The following is a 25,404-nucleotide window of genomic DNA, read 5'->3' on the forward strand; positions in this document are numbered from 1 at the left end:
CCTATATGAAACTACGCTCTTGTAAGTACTTCACAATTTGTTCTGCACATTCTTCAATAGAATACTTGTGCGTTTCTACAATTAATTCTGCTTGTTTTGGTTCCTCATACGGCGAATCGATACCTGTAAACTCTTTAATATCACCTTTTCTCGCCTTTTTATAAAGTCCTTTCGGATCACGTTTCTCACACTCTTCAATTGGACATTTTACAAACACTTCTATAAACTCATCTGCTATCAAAAGGTCCCTAACTTGTTTTCGGTCTACTCGAAATGGTGAAATAAACGCTGTAAGGACAACAGTTCCTTGATCTACAAATAACTTCGCCACTTCACCAATACGTCTTATATTTTCCATGCGATCACTTTCAGAAAAACCTAAATCTTTATTTAAACCTTGGCGAATATTATCCCCATCAAGCACATAATTTCCGATATTCTTTTCAAATAGTTTACGAGCAACCGCATTCGCTACTGTAGATTTACCCGAAGCTGATAAACCAGTAAACCAAACTACAAAACTGTGATGCCCATTCTTCATTCTTCTCTCATCTTTTGAAACAGAAGCTGTATGCCAAGTAGTATTCGTATTCGTATCCATCTCATTCTCTCCCTATTCTGTTACTACTTCTTTTTTCAAACCTTTAATTAACACTTCCACTACTTCTTTACGGCTAAATGTACTTGGCGGAATCTCACCATTCCTTAACATTTCTCGTACTTTCGTACCCGATAAGATGACACGGTCTTCTTTTCCATGTGGACATGTTTTCGTTGAAGCCATCGCTTCACATTTCGTGCAGTAAAAACTATGTTCAAAAAATAACGGCGTAATCCCTAACTCTTCTACTGTAAAATTCGTAAAGATTTCCTGTGCTTCATATGTTCCGTAATAGTCCCCTACCCCAGCATGATCACGCCCTACAATAAAGTGGGTACAGCCAAAGTTCTTTCTTACTAGTGCATGAAATATCGCTTCCCTTGGTCCTGCGTAACGCATTGCTGCAGGAAATACGCCTAAAAAGACACGATTTTCAGGGTAATAGTTATGAAGTAATACTTCATAACTTTCCATCCTTACATCCGCAGGAATATCATCTGACTTCGTTTCACCAACGAGTGGATTTAAAAAGAGACCATCTACAATTTCAAGGGCAGACTTTTGAATATACTCATGGGCACGATGTACTGGGTTTCTCGTTTGAAATCCGACTACTGTTTTCCAGCCGCGTTTTTTAAATTCTTCTCTCGTTTCAATTGGATCTAAATGATAAAAAGGAAACGGATTATTTCCAAAGCGTTTTGTAAGAATAATAGCTCCTCCAACGTAAACGTTTGGTCGTTCATATAATTTTTTCACCCCTGGATGTGCTTCATCCGTCGTTTTATATACAAGTAACGCTTCTTTTTCTTTATCTGGCACAAAAATATCTTCTATTTGAATAACACCATATATATTTCCGGCGTTGACAAGTTTTACTTCCTCTCCAGCCTGCAGTTTCTCTGCTACTTCTTCTGTTACCGGTAGTGTAATCGGTATACTCCATACGCTACCATTTGCTAAACGAAGCGTTTCTACTACTGAATCATAATCTCTCTTCCCTAAAAATCCTGTAAGAGGGCTATATCCTCCTGTCGCCAAAAGTTCTAAATCACTAAGTGCAATTTTGTCTATCTCGATTTCCTTTACAATGTTCGATATGTCATATGTTTCATCAATGCGGTTTACTAATTCATTTGTTGTACTCATCTTCTTATATCCCTTCTTAGCTTTATTTCAAAATCTATCTCATTGAAAGTGAAGGCCACATTCCGTCTTCATTTTCCCAGCCCATCTTCCATCTCTTGAGTCGCCACCATCACCTACAGGTAATGTACATTTCTCACACCCAATACTCGGATAGCCAACATCATGCAATGGGTTATACGGCAAACTATGTTTATATACATATCGCCAAACTTCTTTCCAAGTCCAATGAATAAGCGGACAAACTTTAATAGATTGAAAACGACGATCTTGATTTATAAACTGTGTATGCTTACGCGTTTCTGATTGTTCCCTTCTTAAGCCCGATATCCACGCTTTTTCCGCTGCTAGTGATTTTTCTAACGGTAAAATTTTTCTAATCTTACAACAAAGATTCGGATTACTTTCCCATAACTTCTCCCCATGAAGATTCGCTTGTTCATTAAGTGTAAGTTCTGGCTGTTTTTCTATAATATTTAATGAAGGAAATCTCTCGCGTACCTTCTTAATTAATTCGTACGTTTCTTGAAAATGAACATTTGTATCTAAAAATACAACTTTAGCAGATGGATTTACTTGGTTTATAAGATGCAATAAAACCATTCCCTCTACCCCAAAGCTACATGCATATACAATTTCATCTTTATATTCGTTATAAGCCCAACTTAATACTGATAGCGCGCCTTTCGTTTCATCTTCTTCAGAAAATGAAACACTATTTTCTTTCCACGTTTCGTACGTCAACATATTTTTTCCCCCTGTAAAAGCAAAAAGACGGCTTTAACCTATTAAAAATAGATTAAAACCGCCTCTAGTTTTTCTAGTCAGCGCTTTTTACTTTAAACGTACTTTTTCACTTTTTTCTAATTGAATCACTTTTCCATCTTGCACAACAATTGTAATGGAACCATATTTCATATCAGCAAGCATCGCTTGAATTTTCTCAGATACTTCATCAAAATGCTCCCGTACGCTCACGCAAACAGCCCCCCTTTTTATTCATAAAAAAAATCTTTCCCATTTCGAAAAGACTGTTCGGTAATATATTTTACCTTATCTTTCAAAATGGATTCCATTTTGCTGGATTTAGCACCTTGCTTTCTATAAGCAGGTTGCCGAGCTTCGTAGGGCCAGTTCCCTCAGCTTCTCTTGATAAGCTTTGTATTTGTATTTTATCACAATTCTGATTTTTTTCAATCCTAGTTTTCCGATATATTTAATTATTTTTCTTTTTTTAAAAAGAGTTGCCTTTACTAGACAACTCCCTCTTTCTCATTCACACCAGCTCTTTAATACGTATGCGATCGTTCCCAATGATATTTTCATATGTTTCACGTTCTACGACAATTTGTGACGTCCCGCCTTTTGCAAAGACGACAGCTGGTCTACGAATACGATTATAATTATTCGCCATCGAGTACCCATATGCCCCCGTACAAGAAATTGCTAGTAAATCAGAAGAAGCAACTTGCGGTAAGTTAATATCCCAAATCAGCATATCTCCACTTTCACAGCATTTCCCAGCAATCGAAACGAGTTCCTCATTCTCATCATTCCCTCGATTCGCCAACATCGCCTCATAACGCGCTCCATATAGAGCCGGTCTTAAATTATCTGTCATCCCACCATCGACTGAAACATATTTCCGAATACCAGGAATCTCTTTCACTGCTCCAACTGTATAAATTGTTGTTCCCGCATCACCTACGATACTACGACCTGGTTCAATCCATATTTCTGGAAGCGGGTATTCATATACTGTAAACTGCTCTCTTATCGTACTTGTTACAGCCTCCACATACGTTTCAAGTGTTAACGGTGTATCAGACTCCGTATAACGTATACCGAAACCTCCGCCTACATTCAATACTTTCACTACATAGTTTGTTCGCTCTCTCACTTCTTCTAAAAATTGACGTAGTACCTCAATTGCTCGAACAAAACCAGCCGTTTCGAATATCTGTGATCCGATGTGCGAGTGAATTCCTAGCACATTATAATTTGATTTTTGCAAAGCTAGCTCAATCGCTTGCATCGCTTGACCATTTGAAACACCAAATCCAAATTTCGAATCTTCTTGACCTGTTGTTATATATTCGTGTGTATGTGCCTCTACTCCAGGCGTTACACGGATTAATATGTTCACAAATTTCCCATGTTGCATTGCTAAATCATGTAAGATTTCTAATTCTAAGAAATTATCTACTACAAAACAACCGATATTCGCCTGAAGAGCCATAATCATTTCTTCTTCTGTTTTATTATTTCCGTGAAAATGAATACGCGATGCCGGAAAACCAGCTTGGAGCGCAGTATATAATTCCCCTCCAGAAACAACGTCTAAAGACATATTCTCTTCACGAGCTACTCGGCACATCTCCATGCACAAGAACGCCTTGCTTGCATATGCTACTTGATAAGAGAAACCACTTTCTTTAAAAGCACGATGAAACGCGCGGCACTTTCCTCGAATAGACTCTTCATCGTATACATAAAGTGGTGTTCCGTATTGTTTTGCTAGCTGCGTCGTATCGCACCCACCAATTTCTAAGTGTCCTTGCCCATTGATTCGGCTTGTGCCGTGTAAATACATTTGAATTCCTCCCTTATTTCCTCTAAAACTCATAACCCCAATCTTCTATTCATTGCAGCACGCTTTTAGATAGACAAAAAACGCGCGGAACAATGTTCACACGCGTTTCTTATTAGGAAAAATATATATTGAAAAAATAAACGAGTTGTTATCTCCTCAAAATAAGAAACCGCATCAACATCTCCAAATAGCTCTCCATAAAATAAATCTTATGACAGTACTACATTTATTCAATGCAGTCCCAATATATGAATAAGATGGTTATTCTTATATTTCGGCAATAGTCCCTTTCAACCTATGATCACAGATTCCATTAAATCTCCCATAGCTTACTCTTTCCTATTGCGGCCTCTACCTTTGAGAGTAGATGAGGTAAGTCTATTTAATTTTCAAACATCTAATTGTTGCTATTAACAATACCAAAGGACCATTTTATTTGTCAAACAATTTTTTATATTGTTTTTTTACAGTTTAATTTTGTATCATTTGGTAAGCGCTTTACTGAAACCTTTGTCACTTCCCATTCGCCCTCTTCGTTATTAAATGTAATCGTTACCTTCTCAAATGGTGGAGCAATTTTCCCAGCAACACGTTCATACTTCGTTACTTCAATACTCGCTTGAAATAAATATGTACCACTATACACTTTTTTTAAACTAATAATTTTAGGACATTGATAAGGCTTCAAGCTCCCATATTGTTTTTCAATTGCTTTATTTATTTTCGGAAATAAAACAGAATAAAGGGCATCTTCCATAAGAGGTGCATCATATTGTGCTACCGACACACTCGGTGAAGCAAAAAGTATAACACTACTGCATACTATAAAATATAATAATTTTCGCATTATAACCTCCCTTTTATTACTCGATTCTTTCTGCGCACGATAATTATCATACATAGAAACTCCGTTTTATTGTCTCCCACTGCCCTTTTTCTACTCAATTATTATAAAAAAGCCCACAACTCTCTTTTATTTTCGTATAATGATACTCATAGTATAATAAACATAATAACAAAGGACTGTTCGTATATATAAAATGAGGCGCTAATCGAATCGGCTCACAAGAACTGTCATGCTTTTAGGAGAGGAGTATATTATGCTACAAAATCTGTTTCCAAAACTGCGATTTGCACTAGTTGCAGTCGTTTTATTATGGATAAAAACATATATTGTGTACAAGCTAGCATTTGATATTAGAATTGATAACTTCTTTGAAGAATTTATGCTTTTTATTAACCCACTAGCTTCGTTACTTTTATTCTTTGGTTTCGCTTTACTTGCATCTAAGTACCGAAACCGAATTATTATTGTAATTAGTTTTATACTGTCATTTATTTTATTTGGAAATGCAATGTTTTACGGGTTCTATAACGATTTTGTTACTTTCCCTGTTTTATTCCAAACAAATAATATGGCTGACTTAGGGACAAGTATAAAAGAACTCTTTACGTATAAAACATTACTTTTATTTGCAGACGCAATTATTTTAATGTTTATTTCGCGTAAATTCCCATCATTTGGTGATAAAACACCACTTTCTCGCTCTGAGAAGCGAACTTTCTTTAGCGGTGTAACAGCATTATTAGCACTACAAATTGTTGTTTCAGTTATATATAAACCACAAATGTTCTCACGCTCATTTGATCGTCAAACTGTCGTGAAAAATTTAGGGTTATACACATATCATCTATTTGATATTACACTTCAATCTAAGTCTTCAGCTGAGCGTGTATTTGCAAGTGGAGACGGGTTCTCTGAAATTAAAAACTATACAGACTCAAAAGATAAACAAGTTGATAAAAACTTATTTGGAGCTGCAAAGGGTAAAAATGTAATTTTAATTTCAATGGAATCTACACAAAGTTTTGTTATTAACAAAAAAATAAATGGAAAAGAGATTACTCCATTTTTAAATGAGTTTATTAAAGATAGTTTTTATTTCGATAACTTCTATCATCAAACGGGACAAGGTAAAACTTCTGATGCTGAATTTATCGTTGAAAATTCCCTTTATCCGTTAGACCGTGGTTCTGTATTCTTTACTCATGCAACAAATGAATACACTGCCACACCAGAACAATTAAAGAAATACGGATATTCTTCTGCTGTCTTCCATTCAAACGATAAAACGTTTTGGAATCGTGATGTAATGTATCCTGCGCTTGGATATGATCGTTACTTTAATTTAAATGATTACGTAGGAACGGAACAAATGTCTGTAGGTTGGGGATTAAAAGATAAAGAGTTCTTTGAGCAATCTATTCCAAAGTTAAAATCTTTACCACAACCGTTCTATACGAAATTTATTACGTTAACAAACCATTTTCCATTTCTTCTAAATCCAGAAGATCAATATGTTGATGAATTTAATTCCGAAAGTGGTGTTTTAAATCGCTACTTCCCAACCGTTCGTTACACGGATGAAGCTCTTCAATTATTTATTAAACAATTGAAAGACGAAGGACTGTATGATAATTCCATTATTGTCATTTATGGTGATCATTACGGCATTTCTGAAAACCATAATGCAGCTATGGCTCAGTTCCTTGGGAAAGACGCTATTACACCGTTTGATTCTATGCAATTACAACGCGTCCCTCTCATTATTCATGTGCCTGGCCAAGAAGGAAAAGTCATCTCTAAAGTATCTGGTCAAATTGATATTAAACCAACGTTACTTCATTTACTTGGTATTAAAACAAATCAATCCGTAGAATTTGGAACAGACTTATTTACGAAAGAAAAGGACCCTCTTATGGTAATGCGGGACGGCAGTTTTGTTTCGGAAGATTATGTTTATACAAAAAATATGTGCTATAAAAGAAGCACAGGTGAAGAAGCTGATTTAACACTATGTCAGCCTTATATTGAAAAAGCAAAAACAGAATTAAAATTATCCGACAAACTCATTTATGGAGATTTATTACGATTTGATCCTAACAATCGATATAAAACCGGAACGATGACAACAAAATTTGAATAGTTTAGGAAGCAACTTTACAAAAGTTGCTTCCTTTTTTTACTTTTTTTTCAAATTTCTCTTCTATACAATCTTTCACAAATTGGGAATTTCTTTCGTATGAGGAAGAAATTTATGGTATGATAAAATAAGTAAACTTTCATACACTAATTAAGAATTTATTACAGAAAGCAAGGGATCAGATTTTGTATAGAGCAGCTATTCCAAACTTATTTACGCTCGGAAATTTATATAGCGGATTTTTGTCAATCGGCTATGCATCTTTAGGATATTATAAATCAGCTGCTATTTTAGTACTTATCGGGATGATGTTAGATAGTCTTGACGGTCGTGTTGCTCGTTTATTACGCGTTGATTCACAAATGGGAAAAGAGCTTGATTCACTCGCAGATGTTGTAACGTTTGGCGCGGCACCTGCTGTGTTAATGTATTACACATCTTTCTCCAACTATGGCATCATTGGACTATACATAGCGGGATTATTCCCACTGTTCGGAGCATATCGCTTAGCACGATTTAATGTAACACCATCATCTACTTCTATGAAATATTTCACTGGAGTTCCGATTACTGCAGCAGGAGGGCTTGTCGCTTTCCTAACATTATTTTCACATACCATTCCAAAAATCGTTCTTATTACAGTATTTGTAACGTTCGCATTTTTAATGGTGAGTCGTATTCGTATCCCAAGTTTAAAAGATGTACCAATTCCACGATATAGCATAATTATTACATTATTTTTAATTGGGATCATTATCACAATGTACCAAACAGGGTTCGGTAATTTTTCTGTTTTCTTATTCATTGCTATTCCACTATATATTTTGTATATGCTATCTCAATTCATTAGACAAAGACCGTCTAAAAAAGCGAATAAAGAAAAATAAAAAGAAACCTTCCGAATACGGAAGGTTTCTTTTTATTTTGTAACTAATAATTTTTGATTTACAGGTGTTACAGGTTCTTCATCGTTTAATACAGCTAAAATATTTCTCACTGCCATTTCAGCCATCGCATCACGAGTTTCGAATGTTGCATTTCCTACGTGAGGAGCAAGTACTACATTCTTTAATCCTTTTAGCTCTTCTGTAATTTTCGGTTCAAATTCAAATACGTCAAGAGCTGCACCTTCAATTTCATTCGTTTTTAGTGCATGAGCAAGTGCTGATTCATGCATAATTGGTCCACGTGAAGCATTTATAATATATGCTGTTTTCTTCATCATTTTAAACTGTTCTTCATCAATCATATGATGTAATTTCGGATTATACGCACAGTTAATTGTAATAAAGTCCGCTGTTTGCAATAATTCTTCCAACGTTACGTATGTTGCTTCCAGTTCACTTTCAGCTTCAGGCTTTCGATTTGGTCCTGTATATAAAACATTCATTCCAAATGCTTTCGCACGCTTTGCAACTGCCTTCCCGATTTCTCCAAGGCCAATAATTCCGATTGTCTTACCGTGTACTTCGCGGCCCAAGAAGAATAATGGTGCCCATCCGTTAAATCCAGTTGTACGACATAACGTATCACCTTCAGGAACTCTACGTGCAGCTGCTAAAAGAAGTGCAAATGTTAATTCTGCTGTCGCTTCAGTTGATACTTTCGGTGTATTCGTTACCGCAATTCCTTTTTCTCCTGCATAAGTGAAATCAATATTATCGTAACCAGCACCGTAGTTTGCAATAATCTTTAAATGAGGTGCCGCATCAATAACTTCTTTCGTCACCTTTGTAGAAAGTAAGCTTAACAATGCATCTTTATCTTTTACACGCTCTGTTAATTCATCTAAAGAAATCAATTCTTCTTTATCATACATTTCTACATCATGACCCTTTAATAGTTCTAATCCGATTGCTGGAATTTTTCCTGCTACTAATATTTTCGCCACCACTAACACCTCTTCTATACAAAATAAGATATCTCTTATATTTCATTGTAAGAAATCCACATATAAAAACCAAGGAATTTGATTATAGTTTTGAAAATCGACACTTTTCCATTAAAAAAGAGGAGATGCAAGTCTCCCCTCTTTTTACGCTTTTTCTTGCGATTCTTTTCCAAGCTTCACATCAATTGTTCCCTCTGCAACCGTATCGCTAATTTGCTCCTCAATAACAGATTGAGATGCAGCGTTCGTATCAGATGTATAAGCTTGTTGCTGTGCACCTTGTACATTTTGTTTATTTTGTTGTTTCGCCATTTCTTACCCTCCTTTTTATTCTTTCTTATTTTGAACAAAAAGGGTGATTTTCATCAAAAAATCGCGGTTCATTTTGAAATTGTTACTTCTTCTTCAAGCAATCTCATCGTTCTTACTCGTTTCGTAAATGTAGCTACGTGAGAAATATCATGATTGCGTAATGTCTTTATATTTTCTTCCACATATTTTCCTAAATCATTCGGATAATGAGCATCTGAGGAGAGAGTAATCGGAACTCCATGGTTAGCTAATACTTGTAAATAAAGCGGACTTGGACACATTTCACGCACAGGATAGCGATAATACAATCCTGCATTTATTTCTGTTGCGGTATTCGTTTCTACTAACGCACGCGCAATTTCCTTATAATAAGAAAGCTGTTCATTCTCATCTAACCGGTAATTAAATACTTTTATGTTATCAAGATGAGCTATTATATCAAATAGCTCAGAACGAACAGCACTTTCAACTGTAGCGAAAAACGTATGATATAAAGTATGTAACTCATGCTTACCAAAATATTCTTTCGTATCTGGATTATCAAATCCCCATCCCTCTATAAAATGGACTGAACCGATTACATAATCAAAGTCTCCTAATGCTAGTAACTCTTTTAGCTCTTGTTCGCCGCCGATAAAATAATCCGCTTCAATTCCAAGTTTGAGCATTACCCCTCGTTTACTCCATCGTTCTTTTGCCTCTTCAATCGCCTTTGTAAAATCATAAAGAGACGTTACTCTTACTTGGTCTAGCCATTCCTTCTGTAAACGACCGAGTTTTGAATCACTAATATCTACATATTTTTCATAATATCCTTTCGCCTCGTGAAAACGATATAAATGATCGACAATGCCAACTTCTTTTATCCCTTTTCGCAACGCCTCTTCTAAATATAAATCAATCCATTTCGCTGTAAATGGGCCTTCCTTCACACGTTTTTGCAGGCGTTCTTGTGTTTTCATAAGCCAGCCTATTGAATGTTTATCTTCTTTAAGCGGTTCATAATATTGTAGTGCATCATTTATTTTAGCAAGCCAGCCTATTGAATAAGGCCCTTCTTCTAAATGAAGGTGATAGTCCACTTTCATCCATATTCCCTCCTTATAATGTATCTATTTCTTTTCGATCTCCTACTCTCGAAAGCTTTCCATTTCTTTCTTTCACTTCTTGCATGACATCTTCTAATGGAATATTTTTTTCAGCTAATAGAACAAAACAGTGATAGAACACATCAACCATTTCTTTTACTAGTTCTTCTTTATCATTATTTTTAGACGCGATAATTACTTCGGTGCACTCCTCACCAATTTTCTTTAAAATTTTATCTTCACCTTTTGAAAATAAATAATTCGTATATGATTCAGAGAGTGGATTTTTCTTTCGTTCTTCAATTGTTTCAAATAATAACTTAAGGATATCTTCCATATGTACCCCCCTATATAATTTTATAGTGAAAACACGTTTTTTCTCCCGTATGGCAAGCAGGCCCTATTTGCTTTACGACAACAACGATTGAATCTTGATCACAGTCTAAATAAAGTGACTGAACATATTGGACATTACCTGATGTTTCTCCTTTATTCCATAACGATTGTCTCGAGCGGGAATAAAACCATGTTTTTTTCGTTTCTAGCGTTCTTTCATACGCTTCTTTATTCATATAAGCTAGCATTAAAACTTCTTTCGTATCTTCCTCGATAACAACAGCTGGTATCAACCCTTTTGAAAAGTTAGGTTTCATAACCGCACCTCAACGTTTGCTTCTCTTAATTTCCTCTTCACACCCTGTACAGTTGCCTCACCATAATGAAAGATTGATGCTGCTAACGCTGCGTCAACAGTTGTCTTTTGAAAGACTTCTATAATGTGATCCGTATGACCACATCCTCCAGATGCGATAACTGGGACGGAAACACTTTTTGAAATTGCTTCTGTTAACCGAAGATCATATCCATTTTTTGTTCCATCTGCATCCATACTCGTCAGTAAAATTTCTCCTGCCCCTAGCTGGGTAACGCGCTTCGCCCATTCGATTGAATTCATTCCCGTATCAACTCTTCCACCGTTCACATATACATTCCACTTATCCTCTGCTACTTTTCTAGCATCAATTGCGACGACAATACATTGTGAGCCAAAGTGTTCTGCCCCTTCTTTGATTAGCTTTGGATTTCGCACTGCCGCTGAGTTGATTGAAACTTTATCTGCTCCAGCTCTTAGTAAATTGTACATATCTTTAACACTTGAAATCCCTCCGCCAACTGTGAGCGGAATAAATACTTTTGAAGCTGTTTTTTCTACAACATCTATTATCGTTTTTCGTCCTTCATGTGTCGCAGTAATATCTAAAAATACAATTTCATCTGCTCCCGCATCATTATATAAAGCAGCTATTTCAACAGGATCACCGACGTCTTGTAACCCTATAAAGTTTACACCCTTTACGACTCGCCCCTCTTTCACATCTAGACATGGAATAATGCGTTTCGCTAACATAACTTTGTTACCTCTAGCACTTCTTCTAAATCAATCGTTTTCTCGTAAAGCGCCTTCCCAATTATGACACCGTATATATTCATATCATTTAATTTTTTCACATCTTGAATAGATGCCACTCCTCCAGAAGCAATGAGACGAATGCCTACGCTTTTTTGTAATAACTCCAATTGCTCAAAATTCGGCCCTGCAAGTGTCCCGTCTTTCGAAATGTCTGTAAACACAATCGTTTGAACACCTACATTCTCCATTTGCTTCGCTAAATAAATGTAAGAAATTTCAGACACATCAAGCCAGCCTCTCGTTGCTACAAAACCATTTTTTGCGTCAATTCCAACTATGATTTTCTCTTTGTATAGACGAACTGCTTCTTCTAAAAATGCCTTATCATAAAGAGCAGCTGTTCCTAAAATTACTTTTTCTACGCCGACTAACAATAACTTCTCTACTGCCGCAAGTGATCGAACTCCTCCTCCAACTTGCACAGGAATACGTACCGCCCTGCATATCCTTTCAATTACGGGCAAATTTACTGACTCCCCAGCAATTGCACCATCTAAATCAACAATGTGTAGTATTTTCGCTCCAAACTTTTCAAATATGATCGCTTGCGCAACCGGGTCTTCATTCATTACTGTTTCTTTACTAAATTCCCCTTGATAAAGTCTAACGCATCGACCTTCTTTTAAATCGATAGCTGGGAAGATTTCCATGCTTCTACCACCCCTTTGAAATTTTTCAACATTTGCATTCCAATGTCACCACTTTTTTCAGGATGAAACTGTACGCCGTATATATTTCCTTTTGCTACAAAACCAGGTACTTGCACTCCATACTCACTTACCCCATACACAATTTCATTTGGACAATCTGCATAATAAGAGTGGACATAGTATACGAAAGAACCGTCCTCTACTCCATTCCAAAGCGATATTTCTCCATCTTTCTTTAAGTCATTCCACCCCATATGTGGAATTTTATAAGAAACTTTTAACTTTCTAATGACACCTGGCAATAAATTTAATCCGTTACAGTCTTGTAGTTCCTCACTTTTTTCAAATAAAAGCTGCATTCCTAAGCAAATGCCCAAAAGTGGTTTTCCTGAACTCCCAAATTCTTTTAGCACACATACTAAATCTTTTTCTTCTAAAACGTCCATTGCTTTCGGAAATGCGCCTACTCCCGGTAAAATAACGCCATCACTTCTCAATATTTTTTCTTTATCATCCGTTACGATGTGCTCTGCTCCAATATATTTTAATGCTTGTTCCACACTGCGAATATTCCCGATTCCATAATCTATAATAGCAATCAATTACAACATCCCTTTCGTTGAATTTACACCAGTAATGTTGGCATTTCTTTCGACTGCTTCTCTAAGTGCTCTACCAAACGCTTTAAATAATGCTTCAATTTTGTGATGTGTATTGGTTCCGTATAAAATGCGAGCATGTAATGTAATATTGGCAGCATGAGCAACTGCTCTAAAAAATTCTTCCGTTAATTCTGTGTCAAAATTTCCTAGCTTTGGATTTGTTAATTCTCCTTGAAATACAATATACGAGCGTCCGCTTATATCAATTGCGACAAAACCTAAAGACTCATCCATTGGTACATATGCTGAGCCGTATCTGTTAATACCCTCTTTATTTTGCAATGCTTCTTTCAAGCAATTTCCGAGTACAATTCCAACATCTTCAACTGTATGATGCGCATCAACGAATACATCGCCTTCCGCCTCCACTTGCAAACCGAATCTTCCATGCCTTGCAAATAAAGTTAACATATGATCAAAAAATCCAACTCCCGTTTGCACAGAAACATTCTTGCTTTCATCGAGCTGCAAACTTAATTTTATTTTTGTTTCTGTCGTTTCACGTATTTGACTAGACTCACGCATTATTCTTCCTCCTCAAACCTTATTTGAATTGCTCTCGCATGCGCATGTAACCCTTCTTTATTTGCTAGTTCTACAATATGATGTTGTACATCTCTTAACGCTTCCTCCGTATAAGATAGAAAGCTTGATTTTTTCACGAAATCATCGACTGATAACGGTGAGAAAAACCTTGCCGTTCCACTTGTCGGTAACACATGATTCGGCCCTGCTAAATAATCACCGAGCGGTTCCGGTGCATATGGTCCAAGAAAGATAGATCCTGCATGTTTCACATACGCTAGAGTATTCATCGGCTCTTTTATATGTAACTCTAAATGTTCTGGAGCGATTTCATTCGATAACTTTAGTGCCTCATCTAAAGAAGGAACGATAAAGATGGCTCCATTTCTATTTATCGATTCACGTGCGATTTCACTTCTTGGTAATGTCGCTAGCTGTCTTTCTATCTCCCTTTCTACTTCTTTCGCTAACTCTATACTCGTTGTAATGCAAATTGCTGTAGCCCTTACGTCATGCTCTGCTTGTGATAATAAATCAGCAGCAATATATTTTGCATTTCCTGTTTCATCAGCGATAACTACAATTTCTGATGGTCCAGCAATCATATCGATATTTACTATTCCGTATACTTCTCTTTTCGCTAGAGCGACGTACAAATTTCCTGGTCCAACTATTTTATCCACTTTCGGAATCGATTCCGTCCCGTATGCTAAAGCAGCAATTGCTTGCGCACCACCTATCGCATAAATTTCATCTACTCCTGCAAGGCTTGCAGCAGCTAATATATGTGGATCAATTCCTCCTTGATTCGGCGGCGTCACCATTACAATTTTTTTCACACCTGCGAGTTTTGCTGGCAATACATTCATTAATACTGACGAAGGGTACGAAGCCGTTCCGCCTGGCACATATACACCTACATTTTCTAAAGGCCTAATGATTTGTCCTCTAATGATGCCCTCACTCGCGCAATCGAACATCGATTGTCTTTTTTGCTTTTCATGATACGAGATAATATTTTTCTTTGCCTCTTTTAACGCATCTAAAAATGAATTCTCTACAAACCTACTCGCTTGTTTTATTTCTTCCTCACTTACACGAAACTCTTTAACCTCCACACCATCGAACTTTTTTGTATAGAAAGATACAGCCTCATCTTTACTCTCCCTTACATTTTGAACGATTTCGCTTACACTTCTTTGAACAGTTTCTTCTATTATATTAGCGTTTTCACGTAGCAATTTTATTTTCGATAACGCCTTTTGAAAATCTTCACAAACTATCTCCATTACAAGTCCCCCTATTTTCCTGACAAAATTTCTTGCTCCATCATATTTATAATACTGAATATTTCGTCTTTTTTAGTTTTTAATGCAGCCTTATTTACAATCATTCGAGCAGATATAGAACACATTTCCTCAAATACAATGAGTCCATTTTCTTGTAATGTTTTTCCTGTTTCAACAATATCAACAATCGCATCTGCCAATCCAAGAATAGGAGCGATTTCTACAGAACCTTCTATTTTTATAATCTCTACATCCTCCCCTTTATCATGAAAATAGTTAGAAGTAATATGTGGATATTTCGTAGCAATGCGTTTCTTCCGGTAACTCTTCGGATTATAAGTAGGAATAGAAGCAACACAAAACTTACACACGCCTACTCCTAAATCCAACATTTCATAAATATCTTTCTCGTTTTCCATTAAAATATCTTTTCCAACGACCCCAATATCAGCTACTCCATGTTCTACATAAGTAGCAACATCTACTGCTTTCACTAAAATAAATGAGATATCTGTATTTCTACTTTGAAAGACAAGCTTTCGTCCTTTATTTTTGAGCTCCGAGCAATCAATTCCGATCTGCTCAAACAATGGAATCACATGCTTCTCTAATCTTCCTTTCGTTAACGCAATTTGAATGTTACGCATGAAGTTTCTCCTTCTTTCTGGAATACCCATTTCTCTTTCCATACATATTCCACTAATGATTCGTTCTTTGCCTCTACGACCGTTACTATTTTATTTTTTCTGGCAAATTGAAAGGTGTCGTTTAAATTAGAGAATAAAGATAGCTCTACTTTTTTCCCGTCCTTTTGAAGTAAATTTCGTAATCTTTCCGCTTCTGTTAATCTATTTAACTCATAATGAATCATAATATCTATTTTCTTTCGTTCATATGGTTCTTGCTGCTCTTGCAGCGCCTTCACAATTTGATTGACTTGCACCGCGAGTCCAACAGCCGGCAGCATCTCTCCAAAATTCCCAATTAACTCATCATATCTTCCTCCACTAACAATTTCTTCTCCAATTTCATATATATACCCTTTGAAAATAACACCTGTATAATAATCCAAATGTTGAATCATACCTAAATCAATTGAGATGTAAGATCCATAGCCTAGTTTTTCAATTGCTTTATATATTTCTTTCACTCTGGCAATCGCCATTTTCATTTCATTACTTGAGGCGAGTTTTTCTGCTTCCTCAATAACTTCTAAATTTCCAAATAGCCTTGGCAATTTCTCAAGTAATCTTACTGTTTCATCACATCGATCTAATTTCTTTTCTCTAATAAAATTTGATAGAGCAGCATAATTTTTACTTTCAATATATGTTCTAAGCACACTCTCTTCTTCATCACGAATGGAGAGTTTTTTTACAATACATTTATATAACTGTACTTGCCCAATCTCAATTGTAAAAGATTGCACCTTTAACTTTTGAAGTGCCTGAATAACACTTATTACGCATTCAATTTCAGCTCTTACATTATCAATCCCGATAATTTCAATACCACTTTGTACGATTTCATTATATTTTCCAGAATGGGACTCATTCGCCCGAAATACATTCCCGCTATACGTCAGTTTAAGCGGAGTATCCCACCTCTGTGTTCCCATCACTCTCGCTAAAGGAATTGTCATATCTGGGCGTAACACGATAATCCGTCCTTTTTCATCAAAAAATTTATACATCTTTTCCTCATCTATCGGCCTGTTTTGAAATGCAAAAACATCATAAAATTCTATTGTCGGTGTCCTTATTTCTTCATAACCTCGCTCTAAAAAAGTACGCCTTAATTTTTGTTCTACTTCTTCAATTAACGTACATTCTTCGAATAAATAGTCCCTCGTTCCATTTGGGTTCGCCCGTTTCCATTTTGTCATCTAAATTCTCACACCTTTCCCTTTCTAATGTATGCCTATTTCATTCACCTAAACCGAAAATAAAAAGAGCCTTGTAGACAAAATACCTACAAGGCTCTTTAGTAGAGTGTAGGTACAACGGGAATAACCCTTGTACCTACACGTTTTCACGCTAGGTTCAAGGGTTTTATGTATGATGATGTAGTTGTGTAAGCATGTTAATAGATTGTATTGTATTCATAATACTTACTCCCTTTCTCCTCTGATTTTTACATAGTATATAATACTTAATTCTGAATGTAAATACATTTTAAAAATTCCGTTATTTCTTAATGTAAAGCTACTTTCCTTTCATACTCTCCAATTTTTTGTTCATATTGCATCGTAATACTAATTTCGTCTAGACCATTTAATAATTTTTCTTTCCACATTTTCTCGATTGTAAAATGAAACCTGTGCATATTCGTAGTAATTACTTCATTCTCTAAATCGACTTCCATTTGATCTCTCGCATTCGTTTTGGCAAGTTGTTCACGAGTTTCTTTATCCATTACAATCGGTAACATACCATTCTTCATACAATTCATATAAAAAATATCTGCAAATCCTCCGGCGATAATAACGCGGAAACCATAATCAGCAAGTGCCCACGGAGCATGTTCTCTTGAAGAACCACATCCAAAATTATTACCTGTAATTAATATACTTGCTCCTTTTCGTTCTTGTGCATTAAGGGGAAAATTAGGATTTTCATGGCGCTCATTATCATAACGCCACTCATCAAATAAATACTTTCCAAATCCCGTCCTTTCAATTCTCTTTAAGTATTGCTTCGGAATAATTTGATCTGTATCAATGTTATCATTCATAAGTACTGCGGCAGTACCTTTATGAATACGAAATGGCTCCATCGTAACTCTCCTTTCTAATATCAACAAAATGCCCATATAACGCAGCCGCTGCTGCCATTGCTGGGCTAACTAAATGCGTTCTTGCTCCTTTTCCTTGTCTTCCTTCAAAGTTACGATTTGAAGTAGATGCACAATGTTCTCCTTCCGGCACTTGATCCGGATTCATTCCAAGACACATTGAACATCCAGGCTCTCTCCATTCAAACCCCGCTTCTTCAAATATGCGATGTAATCCTTTTTGCATTGCTGCTTCTCTTACCTTTTTAGATCCAGGAACAACGAGGGCTCGCACACCATCTTTTACCTTTTTCCCTTTTACAACAGATGCGGCAATTTCTAAATCAGAGAGCCTGGAATTTGTACAAGATCCAATGAAAACATGCTGAACTGGAATTTCAAAAGTGCTTTGTCCAGGACTCAATCCCATATATGAAAATGCTCTTTCATCATTTTCATCATGCTTTTCTGGTAATTTTTCATCAATGCGAACACCCATACTAGGATTTGTTCCCCAAGTGACATACGGTGCTAAATCCGTAACATCTATCGAAATATGTAAATCATAAATTGCATCTGAATCTGTATAAAGCTCCGACCATTTTTCCGTAAAAGTTCCATAGTCTTTCGGTGCATATTTACGCCCTTTTACATAAGAAAGTGTTTTTTCATCTGGTGCAATAATACCAGCCTTTGCCCCTCCTTCAATTGCCATATTACAAAGTGTCATTCGCTCTTCCATTTCCATAGCATGAATCGTCTCACCGTAAAATTCCATTACGTATCCTGTTCCAACTGCTACGCCGTACTTTGAAAGGAGATGTAAAATAATATCTTTTGCATAAACACCTTTCTGTAACTTTCCTTTTAATTCAATACCCATCGCTTTCGGCTTTCGTTGCCATAACGTTTGAGTTGCCAATACATGTTCCACTTCACTCGTACCAATACCAAATGCTAGCGCTCCGAAAGCACCGTGGGTTGCTGTATGACTATCACCGCAAACAATCGTTTTTCCTGGCTGCGTAAGTCCAAGTTCTGGTCCGATAACATGAACAATCCCTTGTTCTTCATCACCAATATCAGCTAATGACACTTGAAATTGTTTGCAGTTCTCACGAAGTGTATCCAATTGCTGCTTCGCAATACGATCGGTAATATTCCAGACATCTTTCGTTGGAATATTATGATCCATCGTTGCAAATGTTAATTCTGGTCTCCGAACAGTTCTATTTGTAAGCCGCAAGCCTTCAAAGGCTTGCGGTGACGTTACTTCATGAACGAGATGAAGATCGATATATAATAAATCCAATCCATTTTCGTTTGTCGCAACTACATGTCTCTCCCAAAGCTTATCTAATAATCTTTTTCCCATTATCGTCCTCTCCCTACTAGTGCTTGCTCTTCCATCTCTTGAATAACTGCCTTCGTAAATGAAGTTGTCGTCTCATCTCCCCCAATATCTGCTGTATATTTCCCAGATTGAAGAACTGCAGATATTGCGGATTCAATCGCATACCCTTCTCTCGTTAATCCAAATGATTGCCCAAGCATCATTGCAACAGAACGCATCATTGCAATTGGGTTCGCCTTATTTCTCCCCGCTATATCCGGTGCTGATCCGTGAATAGGCTCATATAATGAAGGACCATTTTCCGCATGGCTTGCTGATGGAAGCATTCCTAGCGATCCTGCTAATACAGAAGCCTCATCACTTAAAATATCACCAAATAAATTTTCTGTTACGATAACGTCAAATCGACCTGGATTACGAATTAATTCCATAGCGGCTGCATCGACTAAAATATGCTCTAACTCAACATTTGGATAGCGAAGAGCTACTTCTTCCGTAACAGTTCTCCATAGTTTACTAGACTCTAAAACATTCGCCTTATCAATAGATGTAACTTTTTTCTTCCGTTTGCTCGCTAATTGAAAAGCATACGAAACGATACGTTCAATTTCATGACGATGATACGTAAGTGTATCGGTTGCTACTTCATCCGTTCGTTCTTTCGGATAAGAAAAATAAATACCGCCTGTTAATTCACGAACAACAACGAAATCAATTTCACCAGCGTTTTTTAATGGCGATAAATGTGCAGTTGCGCTTTCTACCGTTACAGGTCGAACATTCGCAAATACACCAAGTCCTTTTCTTAAAGCTAATAATCCTTTCTCTGGCCTTTCTTTCGCACCATCCCACCGTGGACCACCAACCGCTCCAAGTAAAACCGCATCACTTGCTAAACAAGCGGCAAGTGTTCGCTGTGGTAATGGTTGCCCAGTTAAGTCGATAGCACTCCCGCCAAAGTACTCATCTTGTAAATGAAAATGATGTCCATATAGCCTTTCTACCATATGCAATACTTCCTTCGCACTTTCCATAATTTCCGGACCAACACCATCACCCGCTAAACAAACAATACGTTTTTCCAACTTAAACACTCCTTTAACTGAATTTTCAGAACTTTAATTTGATAAGTGAGGAAAGTTCTCCTCACTTATCAAACATTTACTTCACAAGCGTTATAAAAGATTTCAATTTTCCAGCAGCATGAACATACGCTCTTGCTGATGCCTCTAATACGTCTTGTGCAACACCAAAACCTGATACTTGATGAATTCCTTCTTTTAATTCAACATGTACATGAGCCAGAGCATCTTGACCTTGCGTAATAGATTGTATGCGATAATCCGCTAAGTCACATTCTAATCCTAAAATTCTTTGAATTGCATTATAGATTGCTTCTATACTTCCAGAACCAGTTGCTGCATCTTCATACATATTTCCTTCCTCATCTTTTAGTACAACTGTTGCACACTGTGTACTATTGGATACGAAATGTACTTGTAATTGCGTAATACTATATTGTTGTGCCGAAAATGCTGCTTCGCCCAGCATAAGCGCGCGTAAATCTTCTTCTGTAATTTCCTTTTTACGATCAGCCAATTTTTTAAATGCTTCAAACACCGCATCTCGTTCTTCGTTTGTAAATTCATAGCCTAGTTCTTTCATTTTTTCCGTAAATGCGTGACGACCAGAATGTTTTCCAAGTACAAATAGATTTTGAGATTCACCTATAAGCGCCGGTTCAATAATTTCATATGTCGTCACTTCTTTTAAAACACCGTCTTGATGAATACCTGATTCATGAGCAAATGCATTTGCTCCAACAATCGCTTTATTTTTTGGTACAACCATACCTGTTAAACGACTTACTAATGTACTTGTCGCTTTAATTTCTTTTAACGTCATAGAAGACTCTGCTTCATAGAAATCTTTTCTAATATGAAGAGCAACTGCGACCTCTTCTAGAGCTGCATTCCCCGCTCTTTCTCCAATTCCATTAATCGTTCCTTCTACTTGTAACGCTCCGCCCTCAACTGCAGCTAACGAATTCGCTACTGCCATCCCAAGATCATCGTGACAGTGACAAGAGAAAATTGCTTTTTCATACGAAGGAACGGATTCTTGTAAGTATTTAAAAAGAGAATAATATTCTTCTGGATTCGTATATCCAACTGTATCAGGAATATTGATTACATTCGCTCCTGCACGAATCGCTACTTCTACTGATTCAGCTAAGAATGCTCTCGATGTTCTTGTCGCATCTTCTGCTGAAAATTGCACTGTCGGAAATAATGATTTCCCGAGCGTAACCGAGCGATGTATGCTATCTAATACATCTTTTTTTGACATACAAAGCTTATATTTCATATGAATGTCACTTGTAGCTAAAAATACGTGTAAACGAGGAGAGACAGCGCCTTTCACAGCTTCATAGGCTCTTCGAATATCACTTTCTTTCGCTCTAGCTAAACTCATAACCGTAGCATTTTGAATGGTATTTGCGATACGTTTTACCGATTGAAAATCACCTTCAGAAGCTGCTGCGAATCCCGCTTCCATTACATTAATACCAAGCCTCTCTAGTTGCCTTGCAATCTGTAATTTCTCTTGTTCATTTAAATTAACTCCTGGTGATTGTTCGCCATCACGAAGCGTCGTATCCATGAACAAAATCTGCTTCATATTATTTAATCCCTACCTTTACTCGTGGCTGTACGAAAGGCATCATTTCACGTAATTTACGTCCAACTACTTCGATTTCATGTTCATTTTCTTTCTCATTTGTCGCCTGGAAATTTGGTCTTCCTGCTTTATGCTCTGCAATCCAGCCTCTTGCAAATGTACCATCTTGAATTTCTGCTAACACTTCTCCCATCGCTTTCTTCGTATCTTCAGTAACAACGCGTGGTCCTGATACGAAGTCTCCCCACTGCGCTGTATCTGAAACTGAATATCTCATATTTTCAAGTCCGCCTTCGTACATAAGATCAACAATGAGTTTCAATTCATGTAAACATTCAAAATATGCAAGTTCAGGTTGATATCCTGCATCAACTAACGTTTCAAATCCAGCTTTTACTAGTGCAGTTACTCCGCCGCAAAGCACAGCTTGCTCTCCAAATAAATCTGTTTCTGTTTCTTCCTTAAACGTTGTTTCTAATACACCAGCTCTCGTCGCTCCAATTCCATCAGCATAAGAAAGTGCTTTTTCAGTCGCAACTCCTGTTGCATCTTGATATACTGCAAATAACGCAGGAACAGCCCCGCCCTCAGCAAATGTACGGCGCACTAGATGCCCCGCCCTTTCGGTGCTACTAGAAATACATCTACATTAGCTGGAGGTTTTACTTGATCAAAGTGAACATTAAAGCCATGTGCGAATACAAGAGAATTCCCGCCTTGTAAGTTTGGTGCAATTTTAGCTTCATATACTTCTGGCTGTAGTTCATCCGGTAGTAAAATCATTACTACATCCGCTTTTTTTGCAGCTTCCGCTACTGTATATACAGAAAATCCATCTTCTTTCGCCTTTTCCCATGACTTTCCTTTTCTCAGTCCAACTACTACATCAAATCCGTTATCACGTAAGTTTTGCGCATGCGCATGGCCTTGCGATCCATATCCGATAATTGCTACTTTCTTTTCCTTTAATACATTTACCGTCACGTCTTTTTCATAATAAACTTTTGCCATTTTCATTTCCCCCTATATTTAAATAATTATTGAATTAACATCACTTGTTTATCTTGTTTTTTCATACTACGCGTAAATGCTGTTACACCCGTTCTAGCAATTTCTTTCAAACCGTATGGACGAAGTAATTCAATTAACGCTTCTACTTTCTCCTGGGTACCTGTTACTTGCACCACTATGGAATCCTTCCCAACATCTATTACAGCGGCTCGGAACGGTTCAATTAAACTATATAATTCTGCTCTTGTTACACTTGAGGTTGCCACTTTAATAAGCGCAAGTTCTCTAGCAATCATTGCTTCTTCTGTAATATCAGATACTTTTAGGACATCGATTTGCTTATGCAGTTGTTTAATTAACTGTTCAACCTGCTGTTCACTTTCAACATGTACAACAATCGTCATCCTTGAAATATCCGACGATTCCGTATGCCCTACTGAAATACTTTCAATATTAAAATGTCTACGTGTCATAACGCCTGTAATTCGATTTAACACACCGCTTTGATTTCGAACTGTCGCTGTAACAATTCTCTTCACCTTTTCTCCACTCCCTCCATTTGGTGAACCCCTTTTCCTGGGGCAACCATCGGCATAACCTTTTCAGATTGAAGTACGCGGCAATCAATTACGACTGGCTCTTGTAATTCAATCACATGTTGTAATTGCTTCTTTGCAAGAAGTGGATCATCAATACGAACACCTTTTATGCCATACGCATTCGCAAGAGCAACAAAATCTGGTTGACATGGCAATAAAGAATGCGAATATCTTTGATTATAAAACTCATCTTGCCATTGTCTTACCATTCCTAAAGCTTCATTATTTAAAATAAACACTTTAACTGGTAAAGAATGCTCTTTTAATACACTTAGTTCTTGTAGGGTCATTTGAAATCCCGCATCACCGACAATCGCAATAACTAATTCTTCTGGCTTCGCAATTTGTGCACCAATTGCTGCTGGAAATCCGAAGCCCATTGTTCCTAAGCCTCCAGAAGTTACCCATTTATCTGGATTTTTCAGCGGATAATATTGAGCTGCCCACATTTGATGTTGCCCAACATCTGTCGTTACAATCGCTTCCCCTTTCGTAATTTCGTATAGCATATCAATTGCATATTGAGGCTTAATACATTCCGAATGCTCTTTGTAAGAAAGAGGGTATTTTTCTTTTCTACTATTCAATAATGAGAGCCAATCATTGTGATTTACTTCCCCTTCCTTAAAGTTGAGTAGAGCTTCTAATGCTTGCTTCGCACTCGCAACAATTGGAATTTCAGTCGGCACATTTTTTCCGATTTCCGCTGGATCAATATCTATATGTGCGACAATCGCTTCTTTAGCAAAATAAACTAAATTTCCAGTAAGACGATCGTCAAATCTTGCTCCTATATTTATAAGTAGATCGCATTCATATAACGCCATATTAGCCGCGTAAGAACCGTGCATTCCTCCCATCCCAAGAAATAATTTATCATCTGGCGGAAAACCACCAAGGCCAAGTAATGTATGCACAACAGGAATTTCATATTTACGAGCAAAGCTTGTTAATTCTTTCGATGCCTTTGCATGCAATACACCTGCTCCAGCTAAAATTAACGGTTTTTTTGAAGTCGCAATCGCTTGTAATAATTTGTTTATTTGTAGTAGATTCGGTTCGTAATTAGGCTGGTATCCAGGTAAATCCATTTGTACTTCACTACATCGCTCACCTTTCTCTACTACCATATCTTTCGGAAGGTCAATTACGACTGGGCCTGGTCTTCCTGTTCTAGCGATATGAAATGCTTCTTTAATAATTCGGGGTAAATCCGATGCTTTTCGTACTTGATAATTATGTTTTGTCACCGGCATCGTAAGCCCCATAATATCAGCTTCTTGGAAAGCATCACTCCCGATTAACGTTGTTGCTACTTGCCCTGTAAATACAACAAGTGGCAATGAATCAATCATCGCGTCAGCTAGACCAGTAATAACATTTGTAGCACCAGGCCCGCTTGTTGCAATTACAACTCCTGGATTTCCTGTAATCCTTGCATATCCTTCAGCGGCATGAATTGCACCTTGTTCATGCCGCGTTAAAATATGCGGAATCTCACAATCATAAAGCGCATCATATAGAGGTAAAACAGCACCACCCGGATAACCGAAAATCACTTCTACTCTTTCCTTTTCTAGCGCTTCTAACAATAGCTGTGCACCAGTTGCCAGTTTCTCTTCCGTTTTTGAAGACATTTTTCTTATAAGCCCCCTTTTTATACCCTTTATAAAATAAAAAAATCCTACGTCCACACTCCAGCTATGTGCTGAAGGGACGAAAGATTTCGCGGTACCACCCTTCTTTGCAAGAATACTCTTGCCTCAGTGACTCG

26 protein-coding genes, 1 pseudogene, 2 riboswitches and 1 other annotated feature (1 of these 30 running past the window's edge) are annotated in these 25,404 nt (G+C 37.1%); of the genes and pseudogenes, 2 read left to right on the forward strand and 25 right to left on the reverse strand.

What is annotated here, in order from left to right:
• Position 1 precedes the first annotated feature (1 nt).
• From cysC to SJY24_RS23205, 6 genes are all read right to left on the reverse strand, one after another.
• Positions 2-601 carry an adenylyl-sulfate kinase gene (gene cysC / locus SJY24_RS23180; RefSeq protein ID WP_212089800.1) on the reverse strand — a complete coding sequence of 200 codons (600 nt, stop codon included), beginning with the start codon at positions 599-601 and terminating at the stop codon, positions 2-4.
• 12 nt (positions 602-613) lie between these two features.
• Positions 614-1,750, reverse strand: coding sequence for a sulfate adenylyltransferase (sat, locus tag SJY24_RS23185; RefSeq protein WP_377866320.1), 1,137 nt, complete (start codon positions 1,748-1,750; stop codon positions 614-616).
• Positions 1,751-1,789: 39 nt separating this feature from the next.
• Positions 1,790-2,494, reverse strand: coding sequence for a phosphoadenylyl-sulfate reductase (locus tag SJY24_RS23190; RefSeq protein WP_377866321.1), 705 nt, complete (start codon positions 2,492-2,494; stop codon positions 1,790-1,792).
• An 87-nt stretch (positions 2,495-2,581) separates the two neighbouring features.
• Positions 2,582-2,725 (reverse strand): YezD family protein, encoded by a 144-nt coding sequence (locus tag SJY24_RS23195; protein WP_000116159.1) that lies wholly within the window; start codon positions 2,723-2,725, stop codon positions 2,582-2,584.
• A gap of 72 nt (positions 2,726-2,797) precedes the next feature.
• A riboswitch (SAM riboswitch) is annotated at positions 2,798-2,906 on the reverse strand.
• A gap of 117 nt (positions 2,907-3,023) precedes the next feature.
• A complete protein-coding gene (lysA, locus tag SJY24_RS23200; protein ID WP_377866322.1) occupies positions 3,024-4,340 on the reverse strand; it encodes a diaminopimelate decarboxylase in 1,317 nt (438 codons plus the stop codon).
• Positions 4,341-4,520: 180 nt separating this feature from the next.
• Positions 4,521-4,702, reverse strand: a riboswitch (Lysine riboswitch).
• Positions 4,703-4,791: 89 nt separating this feature from the next.
• Positions 4,792-5,187, reverse strand: a complete 396-nt coding sequence (locus SJY24_RS23205) for a DUF3888 domain-containing protein (protein ID WP_001228834.1) — start codon at positions 5,185-5,187, stop codon at positions 4,792-4,794.
• Positions 5,188-5,440: 253 nt separating this feature from the next.
• Here SJY24_RS23205 and SJY24_RS23210 point away from each other — a divergent pair, with 253 nt between their 5' ends.
• Together SJY24_RS23210 and pssA are read left to right on the forward strand one after the other, a co-directional pair.
• Positions 5,441-7,327 (forward strand): LTA synthase family protein, encoded by a 1,887-nt coding sequence (locus SJY24_RS23210; protein WP_377866323.1) that lies wholly within the window; start codon positions 5,441-5,443, stop codon positions 7,325-7,327.
• 182 nt (positions 7,328-7,509) lie between these two features.
• Positions 7,510-8,211 carry a CDP-diacylglycerol--serine O-phosphatidyltransferase gene (gene pssA, locus SJY24_RS23215; RefSeq protein ID WP_044739224.1) on the forward strand — a complete coding sequence of 234 codons (702 nt, stop codon included), beginning with the start codon at positions 7,510-7,512 and terminating at the stop codon, positions 8,209-8,211.
• Positions 8,212-8,243: 32 nt separating this feature from the next.
• Here pssA and SJY24_RS23220 read toward each other — a convergent pair whose 3' ends face one another.
• The 19 genes and pseudogenes from SJY24_RS23220 to ilvB form a co-directional block, all read right to left on the reverse strand.
• Entirely contained in the window at positions 8,244-9,215 is a 972-nt protein-coding gene (locus tag SJY24_RS23220; RefSeq protein ID WP_377866324.1) for an NAD(P)-dependent oxidoreductase, read from the reverse strand.
• A 144-nt stretch (positions 9,216-9,359) separates the two neighbouring features.
• The gene (locus SJY24_RS23225) at positions 9,360-9,527 is read right to left on the reverse strand and encodes a YozQ family protein (RefSeq protein ID WP_377866325.1); all 168 of its coding nucleotides are present in this window, start codon (positions 9,525-9,527) and stop codon (positions 9,360-9,362) included.
• 68 nt (positions 9,528-9,595) lie between these two features.
• A complete protein-coding gene (locus SJY24_RS23230; protein ID WP_377866326.1) occupies positions 9,596-10,615 on the reverse strand; it encodes a histidinol phosphate phosphatase domain-containing protein in 1,020 nt (339 codons plus the stop codon).
• Between the two features lie 13 nt (positions 10,616-10,628).
• The gene (gene hisE, locus SJY24_RS23235; RefSeq protein ID WP_377866327.1) at positions 10,629-10,952 is read right to left on the reverse strand and encodes a phosphoribosyl-ATP diphosphatase; all 324 of its coding nucleotides are present in this window, start codon (positions 10,950-10,952) and stop codon (positions 10,629-10,631) included.
• A 10-nt stretch (positions 10,953-10,962) separates the two neighbouring features.
• Positions 10,963-11,268 carry a phosphoribosyl-AMP cyclohydrolase gene (hisI, locus tag SJY24_RS23240; protein WP_377866328.1) on the reverse strand — a complete coding sequence of 102 codons (306 nt, stop codon included), beginning with the start codon at positions 11,266-11,268 and terminating at the stop codon, positions 10,963-10,965.
• Positions 11,265-12,023 (reverse strand): imidazoleglycerol phosphate synthase cyclase subunit, encoded by a 759-nt coding sequence (gene hisF / locus SJY24_RS23245; protein ID WP_377866329.1) that lies wholly within the window; start codon positions 12,021-12,023, stop codon positions 11,265-11,267. Before hisF ends, hisI begins: the two co-directional genes overlap by 4 nt.
• Positions 12,017-12,736 (reverse strand): 1-(5-phosphoribosyl)-5-[(5-phosphoribosylamino)methylideneamino]imidazole-4-carboxamide isomerase, encoded by a 720-nt coding sequence (gene hisA, locus SJY24_RS23250; RefSeq protein WP_377866330.1) that lies wholly within the window; start codon positions 12,734-12,736, stop codon positions 12,017-12,019. The genes hisF and hisA overlap by 7 nt, the downstream gene beginning before the upstream one ends.
• Positions 12,709-13,338 (reverse strand): imidazole glycerol phosphate synthase subunit HisH, encoded by a 630-nt coding sequence (gene hisH / locus SJY24_RS23255; RefSeq protein ID WP_377866331.1) that lies wholly within the window; start codon positions 13,336-13,338, stop codon positions 12,709-12,711. Before hisH ends, hisA begins: the two co-directional genes overlap by 28 nt.
• Complete coding sequence (gene hisB, locus SJY24_RS23260) at positions 13,339-13,923, reverse strand: imidazoleglycerol-phosphate dehydratase HisB (RefSeq protein WP_377866332.1); 585 nt, start codon at positions 13,921-13,923, stop codon at positions 13,339-13,341.
• On the reverse strand, positions 13,923-15,212 hold the full coding sequence (gene hisD, locus SJY24_RS23265) for a histidinol dehydrogenase (protein ID WP_377866333.1): 1,290 nt from the start codon (positions 15,210-15,212) through the stop codon (positions 13,923-13,925). The genes hisB and hisD overlap by 1 nt, the downstream gene beginning before the upstream one ends.
• Before the next feature lie 11 nt (positions 15,213-15,223).
• A complete protein-coding gene (gene hisG / locus SJY24_RS23270; protein WP_097831795.1) occupies positions 15,224-15,859 on the reverse strand; it encodes an ATP phosphoribosyltransferase in 636 nt (211 codons plus the stop codon).
• Positions 15,835-17,097, reverse strand: coding sequence for an ATP phosphoribosyltransferase regulatory subunit (hisZ, locus tag SJY24_RS23275; protein WP_377866334.1), 1,263 nt, complete (start codon positions 17,095-17,097; stop codon positions 15,835-15,837). Before hisZ ends, hisG begins: the two co-directional genes overlap by 25 nt.
• A gap of 308 nt (positions 17,098-17,405) precedes the next feature.
• The gene (leuD, locus tag SJY24_RS23280; RefSeq protein ID WP_377866335.1) at positions 17,406-17,987 is read right to left on the reverse strand and encodes a 3-isopropylmalate dehydratase small subunit; all 582 of its coding nucleotides are present in this window, start codon (positions 17,985-17,987) and stop codon (positions 17,406-17,408) included.
• Positions 17,965-19,359: a 3-isopropylmalate dehydratase large subunit gene (gene leuC / locus SJY24_RS23285; protein ID WP_377866336.1), complete on the reverse strand. Its 1,395-nt coding sequence runs from the start codon at positions 19,357-19,359 to the stop codon at positions 17,965-17,967. The genes leuD and leuC overlap by 23 nt, the downstream gene beginning before the upstream one ends.
• Positions 19,359-20,423: a 3-isopropylmalate dehydrogenase gene (leuB, locus tag SJY24_RS23290; RefSeq protein ID WP_377866337.1), complete on the reverse strand. Its 1,065-nt coding sequence runs from the start codon at positions 20,421-20,423 to the stop codon at positions 19,359-19,361. The genes leuC and leuB overlap by 1 nt, the downstream gene beginning before the upstream one ends.
• Positions 20,424-20,499: 76 nt before the next feature.
• Positions 20,500-22,020: a 2-isopropylmalate synthase gene (gene leuA, locus SJY24_RS23295; RefSeq protein ID WP_377866338.1), complete on the reverse strand. Its 1,521-nt coding sequence runs from the start codon at positions 22,018-22,020 to the stop codon at positions 20,500-20,502.
• Position 22,021: 1 nt separating this feature from the next.
• Positions 22,022-23,031: pseudogene (ilvC, locus tag SJY24_RS23300) on the reverse strand (ketol-acid reductoisomerase).
• Positions 23,032-23,057: 26 nt separating this feature from the next.
• Positions 23,058-23,570: an acetolactate synthase small subunit gene (ilvN, locus tag SJY24_RS23305; RefSeq protein ID WP_000822951.1), complete on the reverse strand. Its 513-nt coding sequence runs from the start codon at positions 23,568-23,570 to the stop codon at positions 23,058-23,060.
• Positions 23,567-25,267 (reverse strand): acetolactate synthase large subunit, encoded by a 1,701-nt coding sequence (gene ilvB / locus SJY24_RS23310; RefSeq protein WP_377866339.1) that lies wholly within the window; start codon positions 25,265-25,267, stop codon positions 23,567-23,569. The genes ilvN and ilvB overlap by 4 nt, the downstream gene beginning before the upstream one ends.
• Before the next feature lie 72 nt (positions 25,268-25,339).
• Positions 25,340-25,404: a binding site (T-box leader), on the reverse strand (it continues 162 nt past the right edge of the window).

Origin of the sequence: Bacillus sp. R86525, assembly GCF_042466195.1 — a bacterium.
Classification (GTDB): Bacteria; Bacillota; Bacilli; order Bacillales; family Bacillaceae_G; genus Bacillus_A; species Bacillus_A nitratireducens.